At 63.0% G+C, this 16,218-nt stretch carries 9 protein-coding genes; 1 reads left to right on the forward strand and 8 read right to left on the reverse strand.

Annotated elements, in window-relative coordinates:
• Positions 1 to 12 precede the first annotated feature (12 nt).
• The 8 genes from ACXAD2_RS08970 to ACXAD2_RS09005 all read right to left on the reverse strand — a co-directional run bounded on the left by ACXAD2_RS08970 (position 13) and on the right by ACXAD2_RS09005 (position 14,316).
• Positions 13 to 6,174 carry a malectin domain-containing carbohydrate-binding protein gene (locus tag ACXAD2_RS08970; RefSeq protein ID WP_475169169.1) on the reverse strand — a complete coding sequence of 2,054 codons (6,162 nt, stop codon included), beginning with the start codon at positions 6,172 to 6,174 and terminating at the stop codon, positions 13 to 15.
• A 197-nt stretch (positions 6,175 to 6,371) separates the two neighbouring features.
• Positions 6,372 to 7,565 carry a sugar transferase gene (locus ACXAD2_RS08975; RefSeq protein WP_475169171.1) on the reverse strand — a complete coding sequence of 398 codons (1,194 nt, stop codon included), beginning with the start codon at positions 7,563 to 7,565 and terminating at the stop codon, positions 6,372 to 6,374.
• A 343-nt stretch (positions 7,566 to 7,908) separates the two neighbouring features.
• Positions 7,909 to 9,174 carry a pectate lyase family protein gene (locus ACXAD2_RS08980; RefSeq protein WP_475169173.1) on the reverse strand — a complete coding sequence of 422 codons (1,266 nt, stop codon included), beginning with the start codon at positions 9,172 to 9,174 and terminating at the stop codon, positions 7,909 to 7,911.
• An 80-nt stretch (positions 9,175 to 9,254) separates the two neighbouring features.
• Positions 9,255 to 10,244 (reverse strand): UDP-glucuronic acid decarboxylase family protein, encoded by a 990-nt coding sequence (locus tag ACXAD2_RS08985; protein WP_475169175.1) that lies wholly within the window; start codon positions 10,242 to 10,244, stop codon positions 9,255 to 9,257.
• A gap of 58 nt (positions 10,245 to 10,302) precedes the next feature.
• Positions 10,303 to 11,295, reverse strand: coding sequence for a sulfotransferase family protein (locus tag ACXAD2_RS08990; RefSeq protein ID WP_475169178.1), 993 nt, complete (start codon positions 11,293 to 11,295; stop codon positions 10,303 to 10,305).
• A gap of 103 nt (positions 11,296 to 11,398) precedes the next feature.
• Complete coding sequence (locus ACXAD2_RS08995; RefSeq protein ID WP_475169180.1) at positions 11,399 to 11,680, reverse strand: hypothetical protein; 282 nt, start codon at positions 11,678 to 11,680, stop codon at positions 11,399 to 11,401.
• Between the two features lie 252 nt (positions 11,681 to 11,932).
• On the reverse strand, positions 11,933 to 13,165 hold the full coding sequence (locus tag ACXAD2_RS09000; protein ID WP_475169182.1) for a glycosyltransferase: 1,233 nt from the start codon (positions 13,163 to 13,165) through the stop codon (positions 11,933 to 11,935).
• Positions 13,166 to 13,227: 62 nt separating this feature from the next.
• Positions 13,228 to 14,316: a GumC domain-containing protein gene (locus ACXAD2_RS09005; protein ID WP_475169183.1), complete on the reverse strand. Its 1,089-nt coding sequence runs from the start codon at positions 14,314 to 14,316 to the stop codon at positions 13,228 to 13,230.
• Positions 14,317 to 14,743: 427 nt separating this feature from the next.
• Here ACXAD2_RS09005 and ACXAD2_RS09010 point away from each other — a divergent pair, with 427 nt between their 5' ends.
• Positions 14,744 to 16,189, forward strand: a complete 1,446-nt coding sequence (locus tag ACXAD2_RS09010) for a lipopolysaccharide biosynthesis protein (RefSeq protein ID WP_066104417.1) — start codon at positions 14,744 to 14,746, stop codon at positions 16,187 to 16,189.
• Positions 16,190 to 16,218 lie beyond the last annotated feature (29 nt).

Here is a 16,218-nt window from a genome sequence, read left to right on the forward strand (position 1 = left end):
AAATCCTTCATATCAACCAATGACCTCGTCCACATATGCGTATTCCAGATAATCGATGCGGAGCGGCTCAGCGCCGTCCGAGATGCCGTTGAAGGTGATCACGTCGCCCGCTTCCAGTTCGACGCTGCTGGTCAGATGTTCGGCGAAGGACGTCTTGTTCACCGTCGCGTCGCCGGCATCCGCATTCCAGATGAAGCTGTCGACCAGCACCCCGTTCACGAGAATGTCCAAGCTCGACTGCCCGTCGAACTCGTCGAAATGGCCGAGCGTCAGATCGTAGCTGCCGGTGGCATCGTCGAACACGAAGCTGGCGCTTTGCGTGGTCGAGGAACTGGCCTGGATCATCTGGCCGCCCGACGCGTGGCTGTTGCTCTTGATCACAAAGCCTGCGTCGAGCGAGAAGGTCTCGGCCTCGACACGCACCGGATCGCTGGGCGGTGTGGTGGTCGAGCCGCCCCCGGACGAAGACGATCCCCCATCAAGCGGCGTGAAGTCGATGAAGTCGATCCGCAGCGGCTCGCCACCGTTCGACGTGCCCGACAGTTGCAGCACATCGCCCGCGTCCAGCGCGATGCCAGAGATCGTGTGCTCGGCAAAGGACGTCTGATTGACCGTTGCATCACCGGCATCGGCATCCCAGACGAAGCTGTCGATCACCGTGCCGTTGAGGATCACATCGAGCACCGACTGGCCGTCGGACTCGTCGAAATACCCAAGCGTGATGTCGAAGCTGCCCGCGCTCTGATCAAAGGTGTAGCTGGCGATCTGCGTGCCAGAGCTGGTGGCTTGGATGAAGCTGCCGCCCGAGGCATGGGAGTTGCTCTTGGCCACGAAGCCCTGCACGAGCGTCATATCCTCGGCCTCGACGCGGAACGGATCGCCCGTCGCGGCGCCACCGCCTCCGGTATCTCCGCCACCCGTATCACCGCCGCCAGTATCTCCACCACCGGTGTCACCGCCGCCCGAACCACTCCCCTCGACCGGGGTGAACTCCGCATAGTCGATGCGCAGCGGCTCGCCGCCGTTCGACGTGCCCGACAGTTGCAGCACGTCCCCCGCGTCCAGCGCGATGCCAGAGATCGTGTGCTCGGCGAAGGAGCTTTGGTTCACCGTCGCATCGCCGGCATCCGCGTCCCAGACGAAGCTGTCGATCACCGTGCCGTTAAGGATCACGTTCAGCACCGACTGGCCGTCGGACTCGTCGAAATACCCCAGCGTGATGTCGAAGCTGCCCGCGCTTTGATCAAAGGTGTAGCTGGCGATCTGGGTGCCGGAGCTGGTGGCTTGGATGAAGCTGCCCCCCGAAGCATGGGAGTTGCTCTTGGCCACGAAGCCCTGCACGAGCGTCATATCCTCGGCCTCGATGCGGAACGGATCGCCGGTCGGCGTGCTGCCGCCGCCGGAACTGCTGTCTGCATCGTAGGTGAGGTAGATCGCGTCACTCGTCGGCCCGAGCGGCAGGTCGTCGTTGCCCGGATCGATCACCGAGGCGACGATGCCGAGCGGCAGTTGATCTTCGCCGGTGAAATCATAGGCCGCGACCCCCGACAGATCGAACAGCGCCGTGATGTCCTGCGCGCCGCCGGTGAGGGTCACATCCACCGTCTGCACTTCGACCGCGTTGTTGGCCGGGAACTCCGACGCTGCCAGCGCGGCAAGCTGCGCATCGAGGGTCGGCGCATAGGCCTGCTCGGAGCTGGTGCCGGTGCTGAAGGCGTTGGTGGTGGGCTGGATCATGCCCTTCATCAGCACCACGCGCAGGACACTGCCCGCCGCGCCGTTGACGATGACGCTGAAGTCATCGTCAGAGTAGGTGCCGACGCCGCCCTCGCTGAGACCGTTGACCGAGATGCTGGCCGTGGTGCCCGGCACGGATTGCGACGACAGCCCCTTGGAGCCAGCCTGCGTGTCGGTGCCCTGCAGATAGCCGGTGCTGGTGGTGCCATCGGCATAGGTGACAGTAAAGCTGGAGCCGATAAGCTCTGCCCCCGACACCCCGCCGACATCCCACGCCGGATCGGTGCCCTCGTCGAGCGTCGACTTCTTGGACCCGGCCACCGAGTTGGGATCCATATCGACCGAGAAGGTCACACTCTCGCCGCTTTCGAAGCCACCGCTGGACGATTGGTCGAAGGTCAGCACGATGCCCTCGTAGCCGGCGGTGCCCCCGGCCCCGACATAGGTTTCGTTGTTCGGGTCGCTCTCGTCATTGTTGGGCGCATCCACTCCGGTGCCGCCAGCGGAGTTGATGGTCAGGACCTTCGAGATCGTGTCGCCCGCAACGCCGAAGGGATCGAACACCGCGTCGGTGAGGATCGCATTGCTGACGTCGATCTCGACCTTGGTGACAACCTTGTCGCCGACGTTGGTCAGCACGAAAGAGCCACTGTCATAGTTGGATTTCTGGACGTTGTTGGAGTTTTCGTTGATCGCAAGCGTCACCGCGCCGCCGCTTGTTGCGCCACCGTCGTTGTCCGTGATCGTCACCATCGCCGTATCCTCCCCGATGGTCGCATTCGCCCCGGCCACGGCGGTGATCACCACTTCGAAGGTTTCGGCAGCCTCCCCCAGCGCGTCATCGAGAATGTCGATGGTCACGCTGGCATCCGCCGAACCCCCGGCAATCTCGCGCGTGCCGGTGTAGACGCCTGTGCTGGCATTGAAGGTCGCATTCGCAACGCTGTAGTCGCTGGCCGCCGTGGCGGTGAGCGGACGCACCTCGAACTGCACCAGCACCTGACTGTCGGACGGCACGTAGTTGCTGGCCGAGATCGCCACGGTCACCGACCCGTCGCCTTCGGCCACCGAAGCATCCGCGACCGAAATCGCCGGCCCGTCTGCAACGCTGTCGATGGCGACGATCTCGATGGCGTTGATCAGCGGGTTCTCGACCACACGGGCAAAGTCGATGTCGGCGATGCCATCGTCGATCGTGCCGGTCCATTGCACCATGCCGCCGACGGCATTGCCGAAGGCCGCCACGACATCGAAGTCGTCGAGGAACAACGCGCCCTCGATCGAGACGTCGAACACGCGGTCGCCGATCTCCGTGGTGCCGCTGTAGCCGTCGCCCATATAGAGCCGGATGGCATAGGTGCCCGGATCGACGGCGAACTCATATTGCATGCCCTCGCCGGTGTTGCGCGCCCAGCGTTCCTGGGTGAAGACGCCCACCGGCGTGGTGCCGGGCACCGATGTGTCGAGCTCGGTGATGTTGAACGTCGAGACCGTCGTGGTGCCAGCCACGATCACCGAGGTGTCGCTGGTCCAGTCCATGCCGCCATCGGTCGCCGCCACATCGGCATTGCCCGCCACCCAGCGGTGCACGACCTCGCCGTCCGAGGCATTGGTCACCTCAATCCAGTCCCATGAGGCGGCAAAGCTGTCGTCCCCGACGTCGGTCGAGGCCACCATGCCGACAACCGCGCCGGTGGTGCTGCCGAAGTTGTTGTAGGTCCCGAGGACGGATTCGATCACCGCCGAGGGCAGAACCAGAGCAGCGGTCGAAACCCAGTCGGTATAGACGCCGTTGTTGACGTAGCGCGCCTTCGCGGTCGCGGTGCCCGCGCTCATGTCGAGGTCAATCGCCACCTGGAAATTGGGATCGCCGACGCCGAGGATCTCGGGGCTTTCGATCCCGGCGATCTCGACGAAGCTGGTGACATAGCTGTCGTCTTCTTCGACCAGCAGCTGCACGCCGTATTTGATCGTACCGCCGTCATCGACAACCGCGATGGTGGCTTCGGCGAAATTGTCCTGATCGCCCGGCCCAACCATCAGGCCGACCTTCTCGCCGCCGTCCCACGTCTTGGCGGGCGCATCGGTGTTGAGCGAATAGGTGAAGATGTTGACCATCTCGGTGGTGATCGTCAGCGCGCTTGCACCCGAGGACATGAAGCCGATGCCCAGCACGTTCTGCTGGCTGTCCGCCGTGCCCTCTGCACTGCCGGCATAGGCCTCGTCGATCGACACGAAGCTCGAGGCACCGCCGACGTTGAACACGCCGCCATTGAACAGGCCCTGCGTCGGATCACCGCCGTTGTCGGTGGCGGGCAGAACGTTGTTGCGCCAGACCGCGTTGATGCCGATGCCGCCTGCGATGCTGTCGCCGTCCGGCACCGCCCCAAGCGGCGTGGACGAGGGGTTGTTGAGCTCGAAATCCCACTTCGCGGTGCTATTGGGGCCGACAACCACGCCCTTGCCGTCGGTCGCATCGCCAACATGGCTGTCGAGAATGTTGTCGACGCCATCGAGATCGAGATCATCGCTCGGATCCAGCGGCTCGCCACCGGGCACGAAGATCGCGATATTGTTCGCGCCATAGACCGCGCTGACGATCAGCCCGGCGAAATCGTCGAGGCCGTCACCGTCCTTGTCGATGAAAGTGCCAAGCCCCTCATCGCCCAGCGTCGTCACCGCCAGCGGGTTCGAGCCGAAGTCGGTGAGCGTATAGACGATCGAGGCGGAATCCACCCTGCCGTCGCCGTCGGTATCCTCGGGCTGCACGAAGTAGAGCGTCTCGTCGAAGCTGGCGCCGATGATCGTGCCCGCAAGCTGACCGCCAAAGAACGTCGCGGTGTATTCCGCCATGCCGTTGGTGGATTCCGGCGTCACCAGAAGCGAGCCATCCTCATCTTCGTCCAGCGTTTGGGACTCGGGTGAATAGACCGTGCCGTCCATGACCGAGGTGCCGTCGAAATGCGCCAGAACGTCGGCGATCGAACTGCCGGGATGCTCCCAGTCGTAGCCCGAGACCACGTCGAAGAAATCCGCCGGAAGCCCGGTGTCGCCGGTCACGTCCACCCAGTTTCCATCGCCCTGCTGCTCGTAGATGATCAGCAGTTGCGACAGGAAATCACGGGCCTCAGCCTCATTGGCAAAGAGCACTTCACCATTGGCGATGATCGGATCGCTGGAACTTGCGCCCGCGTAGGTGCCATCGCTGTTGAACGCCAGAGACAGCGCTTCGGCGGCGGCGCGGATGACGTTGGCATGGCCGCCATAGGGGCCGTATTCATCCGTGATCTCGCCCAGATAGTGCAGCTGATCCCCAAACCCGCTGCTGCTGAGTTCCGAGAACTCGTTGGTGCCGAACTCCGAGGTCCAGTCGTTGACCACCGCGCCGTCGGAGTACGAAAGCGGCTGGCCACCCCAGCCGCCGTTCGGGCCGTTGTCCCATGTGTAGACCTGCCCGTCTTCGGTCACCAGCACGTCATAGGGGTTGCGAAACCCCGGTGAATGAACGGTCAGCGGGTTGTCCACCAGCGTCAGTTGACCACCGTCGCTGACCAGAACGTAATCGCTGATCTTGGCCATGTTCAGGCCGTTGTTGCCGCCGGCCCAGTCGGGCTGCAGCACGCCGTTGATGCTGCCGTTGTCGTCGAGCGTGAAATTCGGATCGAGATCGAGGTTCGCGATGTCCAGCGTGCTGAGATCGACGTTATCGCGCGAGGGATCATCCAGCGTCGGCAGATCGAGAATGAAGAGATTGCCGTTGGCATCGGTGCGGATGTCGTAGGATTCGAGGTCGGTCAGGTTGATCTTGATGACCGAGGCCGAGTAGGCGAAATCGACCGTGCCCGCAAAGTTGTTGCCCGGCGCACCCTTGTTGGTGTTGCCGCCGATCGTGACCCAAAGATAGGTGTCGCCGGTGTCGGGATCGACCGACAGATCAAGACCGTTGGCCGCGTGGTTCTCTTCCGAGCGGGGCAGTCCGCGCACGATGGCGACATTCGACAGTACCTCGCCGGTGTCGGCATCCAGCACGATGCGGTGGATCTGACTGGAGTTGGTGTCGAGGCCGCTGTCCTCACCGACCGCGATCCGCCAGTCCGAGGACGTGACGTAAAGCACGTCATTGCCATCCTCATCGGTGGTCGCCACCAGCCCGGTCATCTGCCGCTTGCTGGTGGAATTGGTCGTGCCGTCGTCGTTGAAGTTCTGCGTGTCGTCGGCGATCACATCGATCGCGATGGCAGAGGTGACCACGAAATCAGAGGTCGTATCCGCATCCGATCCGTCGGGCTGACGCTCGATCTCGTAGCGGTAGATCGTGCCATCCTGCTGGGCAACGAAGAGCACAGGGTTGCCGGTCTCGCTGAAATCCAGCGCGGTGGGGTTTGTATTAAGCTCGCCACTCAAGTTGGTGACGCCGAATGTAATTTCCTCGGGCATGGGAAGATCCTCAGAGGAGAGGGAAAAAAGAAATGTTTTAAATCACTTATTGTTCTGTCAGGTTTTTGGCGTGCCTGGGCGGCGGCAATTGCCGCCCGGTCGAACCCCACTCTCTAACGTCACAAAGTCTCGTGTATTGGCTCTTGGGTCTTGGGGGAGGATCGGGCCCGCCTGTCCGGCGCGCCCGACAAGGCCATTCAGGCGCTGCGGCTCAGGGCGCGTCGCAAGCGGGCCGAAAGGAATTCGGACCGATGCGGCACGACCACAGCTTGGAACAGATAGCGGCTCAGGATGTGCGCGCTGAAATCGCTCTTGGCGCGATAGGCAACCTGCACACGTCCGTTCGGCGCGGTGGCCTGAACGGTGCTCAGATCGACCGTGGCGCTGCGTGTCTGGCCATCGGGCAGGTTCATCACCAGCCGTCCGGTCAGCGGCACGTTCAAAGCGCTGCCCTGTTCGAGGATCAACTGATCTTCGTCGACCCAGAACACCGCGCGTTCAGAGCCGTCGTCGCAGACAAAACGGATGTCATAGAGCCGGGCGCGCGCCGCCTCGACCCGTTCGGCCTTCCCGCCGAACAGCCGCGACAGGATACGCGAACCGGTGCGCGCCAGAACACAGGCGCCGACGATAAACACCAGAGAAATTTCGCCCAGATAAGACACTTCGGTGCCGCACAGCTTGTTGTTCAGGCGCGAGCGGATCGCCTTGGAGGTGCCGTGGCTCATATAGGCCTGCGCCGGGCCGATCATGCCGGGCTTGACCCGGAAACGGCGCTCGTAGTTGGGGATCTCCGAGGCATATTGTGCGGCGATCTCGGGGCGCACCGGGCGCGGTCCGCACATGTTCATGTCGCCCTTGATGACATTGAGGAGCTGGGGGATTTCATCAAGCCGGGTCTCGCGGAGGAAGAGGCCCATGGGCGTTTCGATGCCCGACCCTTTGGGAAGCACCTTGTCTTTGGTCAGCTGTGCCGCCTTGGCGCTGTCGAGGGTGCGGAACTTCAGCACGTCGAACAGCTCGCCGTTCTCGCCGATGCGCGGGCCACGGTAGAAGATCGGCCGCCCCTGAGTGAGCGCGACGAGACCGGTGATGACCAGAAACAGCGGCAGCACCATTAGAAACAGGGTCATGGAGATGGCGAAGTTATAGGCCCGGTAGAAGAGGCGCGACCGCGGCTGGAAGCCAACCGAGAACCGGGGCCAGGCTGCGCTGCGTCCGGGCGCCGGAAGCGCTGCCGCCTGTGCGCCAAAGCCCGAGGAATGCGCGGCAGAGGACTTCAGGTCGGTACGGTAGTGAGAGTTGGTGAAAGCTTTGAGGCGGGCGGTGGTGTCGTCTAGAGGTTGGAAACTCTTCGGTTTTTCGAGATCGTTATTGGTTGAAAAATCCATCGTAAATATCCTCGGCAGACTTAAAACGGCAACAGAGGCGAGCCCCCGGCCAAAAGTACGAACAATAAGGGCCGCGGTGATCCGCGGTGATCAAAATATGCGCGAGCAGTGCGCCGGATGGTGGCCAAAAAAAGGCCGGAACATGCTCCTAAAAATGTGGCGGAGCGATAAGAATTCAAACTAAATCAAAGCATATGATCGCTATGAAAACAGTAGCTTTTCATGGTGGGAGTTGAAAGCTGTTTTTTGGAGCAACGCGCCCAAGTTTGTGAAAACAGCCATCATTCAGCCGCGCCTTTGCCGCAGTTGCCTGCGGACTGAGCATCAGTTTATCCCCCGCTCCTCAGCCGCCATTTTCGATATCTGCGGTGGGCGCAGGGGCCTCAGAACAACCTATAGTTGTGCAAGCCTCTGAGGACTCGAGGTCTTCTGCGGGCTCCGGCTCTGGCTTGGGCTTACGCCCCCCCATCACCCACTCTGGCGAATCGATGATGTAGCCGCTGCGGCTGCGCACCTCCTCGATGATCCGACGGTCGACGGCATCGCGTTCGGGCAGCCGTGCGCCTGCATGTGCAAGCACGGCGTCTTCAACCTGCGCCGAAGGCAGCACCGGCGTGCCGCTGCCTTCAAAGACCGGCTTTTCCGAGAGCGTGGCCTCCCCATCCTCGCGCAGCGCACCGATGTTGTCCTGCAGGAAGAAATGCGGCTCGGTCAGATCGCCATCCTGAAGGTAGAATGGCGGGCGTTCGACGCTGTCAGGTCCGCGCACATAGACATTGCCGAGAATGTTGATCTCCGACCCGGTGCCCTGCAAGCCGTTCGGCCCCCAGTTATAGACGAGATTGTTGATCAACTCGATGCTGCGGCTGTGGTCCTTGATCGCGGGATTGCGGTGCCGGTTGTGCGCCATAAGGTTGCCGACCAGCGTGATGCGCTGCGCCGCGCCGCCTCCGACCAGAAGGCCCATGCTGTGACGCCCCTTGGGATGAATCGACTGATCAAGGCCTTCGGCAATGATGTTGTTCGAGATCGTCACATCCGAAACGTCGCCCCAGACCGCCAGCCCCTCATCCACCGACCAACTGATTGAATTGCCATCGATCAGCACGTTGCGGATCGGCGCCTTGCCCCAGCCGATGGAGATGCCGTCACGGTTCTCACCGCCATCGCCGGGCCCGTCGCCAGGGCGCACGCGCAGGCCGCGCAGGATCACATTGCTGCCGATCACCCGCAGGCGCCCCCCGGTCAGCGTGACCGCAGAAGGCGCGCCACGCCCGTCCACGGTGATGTCTGCGCCGATCTCGATCTGCCGGCTCAGCGCGATGGTGCCGCCGATGTCGAAGTGGATCACCCGTGGTCCGCCCGGAGCCTCAATGGCTGCGCGCAAGCTGCCCGGCCCTTCGTCCGCCAGCGAGGTGACGGCCACGCGCCGCCCCCCTGCCCCGCCCGTCGTCGCGGCGCCAAAGCCGACCGGCGGCGCGTCTTGCGCTTCGCCGGGCACAGTCTGCGACACCGCTTCACCGACGCCAAAGACCCAACCGGCGATCACTGCGCCGGTGACGAATACAGCCAGCCGCAAAAGACCGGTCACGCGCACCGAGGGTGCCATAGTGGCTATCCTAACACTGGTTGCGACCCGGACACCGCAATGTCCGGGTCATGCCCTTCGGCAGCCGCAGAGGGCTGCGCTCAGGAGGTGGCCTGCATCTGCCGCGCGGGCTTGTCCAGCAGGTCCTCGAAATAGGCGATCGTCTTTGCAATGCCCTGCGAAAGCTCGACATTCGGGGTCCAGCCGAGGTGCTCTTGCGCAAGGGTGATGTCGGGGCGGCGCTGCACCGGGTCATCGCTGGGCAGTTCGCGCGACACCAGTTGCGAGCGCGAGCCGGTCTGCGCGACGATCATCTCGGCCAGTTGCTTGACCGTGCATTCCTGCGGGTTGCCAAGGTTGACCGGTCCGGTGAACCCGTCGGGCGTGGCCATCATCCGCATCATCCCGTCGATCAGCTCATCCATGTAGCAGAACGAGCGCGTCTGGCTGCCGTCGCCATAGATGGTGATGTCTTCGTCGAACAGCGCCTGACGGATGAAGTTCGACACCACCCGGCCATCCTGCGGATGCATCCGGGGACCATAGGTGTTGAAGATGCGCACGACCTTGATCGGCAGCCCGTGCTGGCGGTTGTAATCGAAGAACAGCGTCTCGGCGCAGCGCTTGCCCTCGTCATAACAGGACCGCACGCCGATCGGATTGACGTTGCCCCAATAGCCTTCGGCCTGCGGGCTCACCAGCGCGTCGCCATACACCTCTGAGGTCGAGGCCTGCAGGATCGGGCATTTCAGACGCCGCGCCAGACCCAGCATGTTGATCGCCCCATGCACCGAGGTCTTGGTCGTCTGCACCGGATCGTGCTGATAGTGGATCGGCGAGGCCGGGCAGGCGAGATTGTAGATCTCGTCGACCTCGACATAGAGCGGGATGGTCACGTCATGGCGCAGGAACTCGAAGCGGGGATTGCCCAGCAGGTGCTCGATGTTGCGCTTCGTGCCGGTGAACAGGTTGTCGACGCAAAGCACCTCGGCACCGCTTTCGAGCAGGCGGTCGCACAGGTGAGAGCCGAGGAAACCCGCCCCGCCCGTGACGAGGATGCGCTTACGGCTGTTGTAGTTGCGCTTCAACATGATGTTTCCTTTTCAAATAGGCAAAAATCAAAAGTCTTAAAAACAGTGTGCCGCGGGCTCAGCGCCCGGCGGCGGCTCTTGGGGATGGGCGTGCCGGCATCGGCCAGCCCAGTTTTGCAAGGTCACGCCCCAGCAGGTCCTGCAGCTGCAGCATGTCTTCGGCGTAGTGACGCGCGATCTCATCGGCGAGGTCCGGCGGTACCTTCAGCTTGCCGAGCTTGGTGTTGTTAAGCGCGTCCATCCTCTTCACGAGGCCCAGCGACTGCACGCCCAACGCCCGCTTGATCGGGCCCGAGACCACCTCGCGGGCCGGGCCGGCGCGCGACACCATGAAACGCACCAGCTTTGAGCGTGCCTTCTTGGCCTCGTTCACCGGGGTGAAATCGGTACGCCCGTCGTCCGGCAGCCCGAGAAATTCGAGGGTCCGGCGGTACGTGCCCGCGGTGTCCGCGCGCATCTCTTCCTGAAAGAGCACCAGCACGCGCTCCCGCGGGACGCGCGCGAAGAGCCGCGCCATCATCTCGCCGAAGGCGGCGGTGCGGTGATAGAGCAGCGTCGAGGGCGCACGGCAGCCGCGCGGAATATCCTTGCCTGCCGCGCGCGCTTCCGAAAGCTGCCACGCGGTGCGGAAATCCTCGACGTTCTCGTCCAGCGCGTGAATCAGCTGCCGGTGCAGCGAGACCAGCATCTTCACCGGGTTTCGCAGCATGACGATGAACCGCGCATCCGGGCGCGCCTTGAGGATCTCGGAAATCGCCGCCTCGGAATAGAGATACCAGACCGAGCCTTCCATCATCACCCGCGCCGCTGGATCGCTGGGAAAGATGGCGCGATACTGAGCGGCATCGTCGCACAGGCACAGCCCGTTCAGGTCATGCGAGAAGTAATGCGGCTCTTTGGGGCTGGAAAAGGCAACCTCAGGGTGTTCCGACAGATAGTGACCCAAGGCTGTGGTGCCGCATTTCGGTGCGCCGATCAGATAGACGGCGGGCGGGAAAAGCGCGGTGTCCGAGACCAATTCGGACGCGAGCGGCAAAGAGTGGGTCGACACGGCAGTCTCCTACTGCGTCGCCGGACCGGCTGACCGCCTTGACGGCGGCAGAAGCGTTAGATGGATCGGGGCGCTGGCCCGCAGGGGCTACCGGGGGATGCGATCAGAGGATGATCGCCAGAATATACCCGGCCAGAGCGCCAAAAAATGCAATACCAATCCAAGCCATCGCCCCGAGGCTGAACCCGACGAAAAATGAAATAAGCCAAGCGTAAAAAATTGCTGTAAGTGCACAGCTCGCCGTCAAAATCGCTATGCGGACGTAGCTGCGGTCGCGCCGCGGTTGCTCGTCAGCTTGCCGTTCAAACGACGCATTTCGCGATCCTTCGGCTGCGCCGTGATCGCGCTTCAAACGTAACCTCCTTTCCAAAATATTCAGCGGCATCGACCAATCCTGACAAGACGGATGAAATCCGACGTCGGCTTTGCCGGGAGAGGCGATTTGACTGACACAATGTCCCCCTGAAGCTTTGGGACGAATTCCAACAATTCCGGGCCCGTAGTGAAAACGTCTTGGACCCACCTTTCATAACTATCCTTTGACGATACGCAGCGCCCCGAAGAGGCGTCAAGACTTTATGGTCCGGCCTCCGCTGGCGGTGGCGCGGCGTGGCGCGCGTGCCTTTCAACGGGGCGTTCACCGGTTCTGCAGAGGCGGCGGCGGCACGTCAGCCCGCGGATGGTGCCAGTCGCGGCGCTGGCCGGTTTCGGCATAGATCGCCAGCAGCCGTTCCACCCATGTGGCAGTGCCATAGCGCCCGAGCGCCCGCTCGCGCACAGCCTCGGCGGTGGCGCTGCGCAGACGCGGCGTCTCGATCATCTCGAGCATAGCGCGGGCCAGCGCCTCGGGATCGCGGGGCCGCACCAGAATCGCGCCGGTGCCTTCCAGCACCAGCCCGTTTTCTCCGACATCGGTCACCACCGGCGGAAGACCGTTGGCCATCGCCTCCAGAAGCGAGACCGGCGCGCCCTCCCAATGCGACGAGCTGACAAAGATGTCGCTGGCCGCCAGCACCTCGGGGATGTCGCTGCGCATGCCAAGGAACCGCAGCGCCCCCTCCAGCCCAAGCTGCTCGGCCTGCGCCAGCAGCGCGGCATGACGGGGTGCATCGCGGGCATCCCCGACCAAGAGAAGCACCGTGTTGGGCGCAGCTTCATGCACCGTCGCGAAGGCATCGAGCAGAACCTCATGCGCCTTTTGCCCGATGATCGCCCCGACGCAGACCAGCGCGATTTGATCCTCGCCAAGCTGCAACTCTCGCCGCAGCCGCGCTCTCGACCCGAAGGGCGCGACCACGCTGTCGGCAACGGCGTTGGGCACAACGCGGCACCCCGAGCGACCGATCTCTTTCGCCGCGGCCTCGGCCACCGCTTCACCCACGGCGATCTTGTTCACCCCGGGCAAGCGCATCGCCACGCCCTGCAACACTCGCCGACCGGGCCGGATACGGCGGACCGAGGGTTTGACGTTGTGGATCGTCGTGACAAACGGGATGCCCAGCAGTTTCGACGCATACGCGCCAAGCGTGCTGGACGAAGCCAAATGCGCATGCAGATACTCGATCCGCCGCGCCCGCAACGCCGCAACCAACCGCCGGAAGCGGCCAAAGTCGGCGAGATTGCGGCCCGGCAGCATCACCACCTCGGTGCCCAGCGCCCGCAGTTTTTCATAAAACGGGGTCCGCAGATCGCTTAGCACGAACACGGTCAGCTCCACGTCAGAGCGGGCGCGGACCGCCTCGGCAAAGGTCAGCACAAGGCGCTCGGCGCCGCCGGTGACAAGTGTGTCGATCAGATATCCCAGACGCAGCGGCTCGGGGCTTTCAATAGCCGTCGCCTGCGCGGGAAGATCAATCTTCGCAGCCTTCATGGGAATATTCCGTCCGTAAATGGGCTCGGACGCGCGCGACCACAGCCGCGCGCGAGACAGACTCAGCGCGCCAGATGCGCCGGCCGATCATCGCCACGGGGCGACTGCTTCATCACGGTGACGCTGGGCCCCTGAAGCTCGTCTTCGTCGCGCGTCTTCTTCGGGCGGGAGCCCAGAATTATCGCGATCATATAGGCGGCGAAGGCGGCAATCGCGGCAACCACCACGGCGATCGCGAACTGTGTGCGCGGCGACATGTTGACCGGGTTGATCGGCGGCGTGCCCTCTTCGATCACCCGCACGTTGTCAAAGCCCGAGACTTCGACGGCGCGCGCGTCACGCAGGCGCAGGTCAAGCTCGGCGATCCGCTCGGTCTGGGCGGCTTGCCGGGTCTGCAGCAGCCGCGCCCGCGGCAGCACTTGCGACAGGTCGGACACCTGCGTCTGCGTTCCCGCAAGCTCGCGCTCGAGATAGGCGATGCGGCTCTCGGCCTCTTCCACCTGCGTCTGCGCCTCGACCGCCTCTGCCTCGAACCCCAGACGGTTCTCGAAAGACGTTTGGCGCTGGCGCAGGGTGATCAGTTCGAGTTTAGACTCGCGCAGCTCGGTCTTGAGCTGCACCTCGTCGTTGATCGCGTTTTCATATTGCACTTCGAGCCCGCTGGCATCCGGCCCGCCCAGCAGATCGGTCAGTTCGGCGTCGATCTCCTCGGCCTCCTGCTGCGCCTTTTCGAGACGCGCGGTGATGGTGACAAGCTCGCGCTCGGTATACATCTCTCGGCGGTGATCAAAGAAGGCGACGATCAAAGCGTTGACCAGATCCGCGGCGACCGCGGGATTGGTGTGAAAGACCGAAACCTTCACCACATAGGACCCGGTGATCAGCTCGATCATCGTGCTCTCGTCCAACCGGATCGTCGCCCCAACAAGCCCCGCTTCCGTGTTCGGCATGTCCGGGTAGACCCGCTCGAGCCCGACCGACTCGATCGCCTCCCGCACCAGCTTGGGGTTGTCCAGAAGCAGCATCTCGGCGTTCACGAAGCCCTGAAAGTCGCCGGCGTTCGGCGCTTTGATGTCCGTAAGACTGGGGTCCGGCACGTAAACATATTCACGTCCCAGCGCGAAGGAGACCAATGATCTGGCTTCGTACACTGGCCGGGACTGTTTGATGGCATAGAGAAGCGGCGTGAGAACTGCGCCAAATACGACGACTGCAAGAATGATGCGTTTCACGGTCAAAACCAATCCAATGACGCCGGGAGGCATCGGTAAAAAAAGAAATTGAAATAGTGCGAAATCACTTAGTCTGATACCGAACTGTAGCATCGCCCCCTGCTTGCGGCAACAATTCCGCGCCGCGCCGCGGAAAAACACGGGGTCGTGACCCGGAGCCTAGATCGAACGCGCTAAACTTGTGCAACCACCCCGCGGATGCGCATTTGCCCTTTGCCGCGCCGGGTACAGACCTTAGACTTAACTCAATTCTCTATACTTCGGCCGCATGTCGCCCCCGCGATGTCATTTTTCAGGCCGCCGCATTATTCATTTCCCCTCCTCATGTTTTCGAGGACTTTCCTGCATGGCGTTTTCTCCCGGCAAGGCCACGACCAAGAACCTGTTCTGGGCCTATCTCTCCTTCGCTTCCACAAAGCTTCTGAACTTTGTCGCGGTGATCATCATCGCACGCTACGTCGATCCGGCCGAGTTCGGCCTGATGGCGATCTGCCTCGCGATCATGGGCTATTTCGAGATCATCTCGAAGTTCGGCCTCGGCGCGGCGCTGATCTCGGTCAAGGATCGGCAAGAGGAAACGGCGAATGCCGTATTCTTCTGCGCGCTCTTCACGTCCGGCCTGATGGCCCTGCTACTGTGGTGGGGGTCCGGCGGCATCGCCGGGCTCTTCGACTCGCCCGAGTTGCAACCTCTTCTGGGCACCATCTGCCTTGTGCTGGTGATCCGCGCGGTCAGCTCGGTGCACATCAGCCTGCTGTTCCGAGAGCTCAGCCTGCGCAAGAAGCTGGTGCCAGATGTGGCGCAGGGGCTGGCCAAGGGGCTGATCTCGATCACTTTGGCGATGATGGGATACGGCGTCTGGGCCTTGGTGCTGGGCTATGTGGTTGGGGCGGTGATCGGCACCGTGATGCTATTCTGGATGCGGCCATGGCGACCCACAGCCCTGCCCGACTGGCCGACGGTGCGATATGTCATGGGCTATGGCTCGTATCTCATCGGTGCCGAGACGATCAATTCCACGCCCCGTCTGCTCGACAACCTGCTGGTCGGCAAGTTCCTCGGTCCTGCCGCACTGGGCATCTACGCGATCGCCTTTCGCATCCCCGAACTGGCGATCAAGAGCTTCACCTCGGTCGCGGGCACGGTGCTGCATCCGGTGATGTCAAAGATCCAGACCCACCCCGAAGAGCTTGCGACCTATTACTACCAGTCGCTGCGCTACTGCGCGCTGCTGATGTTCGGCGTGGGCGCTGCCATCGCCGTGCTGGCAGAGCCGACGGTGCATGTCCTCTACACCGACAAATGGTACGGCATGATCGCTCCGATGCAGTTCATCGCCGTAGCCTTCGCCGTCAGCACGCTCAACATGGTGCCCGGCGGATTGCTCAAGGCGCTGAGCCGCACCGACCTGATGTTCCGCGTGGCGCTGTTCAATCTGCCGGTGTTTGTGCTGCTGCTGGCGGCGGCTATTCCCTTCGGCATCACCGCGGTTGCAGCGGCGCAGCTTGTGCTGGCCTTCGTGCGCTTCGTGCCCACCTATCTTGCCACCAAGCGGGTGATGCATGTCACCGCCGGAAAGGTCTTTGCCGCCCTGCGCCCGGCGCTGATCTGCGCCGGAAGCGCCACGGTCTCGGCCTTCCTCGTGCTGCAACTGCACAGCGGATCGGAACTGCTGCGCCTGCTCGCCGGGGCTGCCGCCTTTGGTGCGACCTACCTCGTGGCGCTGCGCATTCTCGTCCCCGAGGCGTTCAGCGCCGGGCAGAGGTTCATCCTGAAGCGGAGGCGCGCATGATCTTCGCATCACCCCCCGCAGCGACAGCC

The sequence above is a fragment of the Salipiger sp. ABN3_019 genome (genome assembly GCF_056158605.1).

What these genes read in the sequence shown, in the direction of transcription:
- ACXAD2_RS08970 (WP_475169169.1), bottom strand. Translation starts at nt 6,174, where the DNA reads ATGCCCGAGGAAATTACATTCGGCGTCACCAACTTGAGTGGCGAGCTT.
- ACXAD2_RS08975 (WP_475169171.1), bottom strand. Translation starts at nt 7,565, where the DNA reads ATGGATTTTTCAACCAATAACGATCTCGAAAAACCGAAGAGTTTCCAA.
- ACXAD2_RS08980 (WP_475169173.1), bottom strand. Translation starts at nt 9,174, where the DNA reads ATGGCACCCTCGGTGCGCGTGACCGGTCTTTTGCGGCTGGCTGTATTC.
- ACXAD2_RS08985 (WP_475169175.1), bottom strand. Translation starts at nt 10,244, where the DNA reads ATGTTGAAGCGCAACTACAACAGCCGTAAGCGCATCCTCGTCACGGGC.
- ACXAD2_RS08995 (WP_475169180.1), bottom strand. Translation starts at nt 11,680, where the DNA reads ATGCCGCTGAATATTTTGGAAAGGAGGTTACGTTTGAAGCGCGATCAC.
- ACXAD2_RS09000 (WP_475169182.1), bottom strand. Translation starts at nt 13,165, where the DNA reads ATGAAGGCTGCGAAGATTGATCTTCCCGCGCAGGCGACGGCTATTGAA.
- ACXAD2_RS09010 (WP_066104417.1), top strand. Translation starts at nt 14,744, where the DNA reads ATGGCGTTTTCTCCCGGCAAGGCCACGACCAAGAACCTGTTCTGGGCC.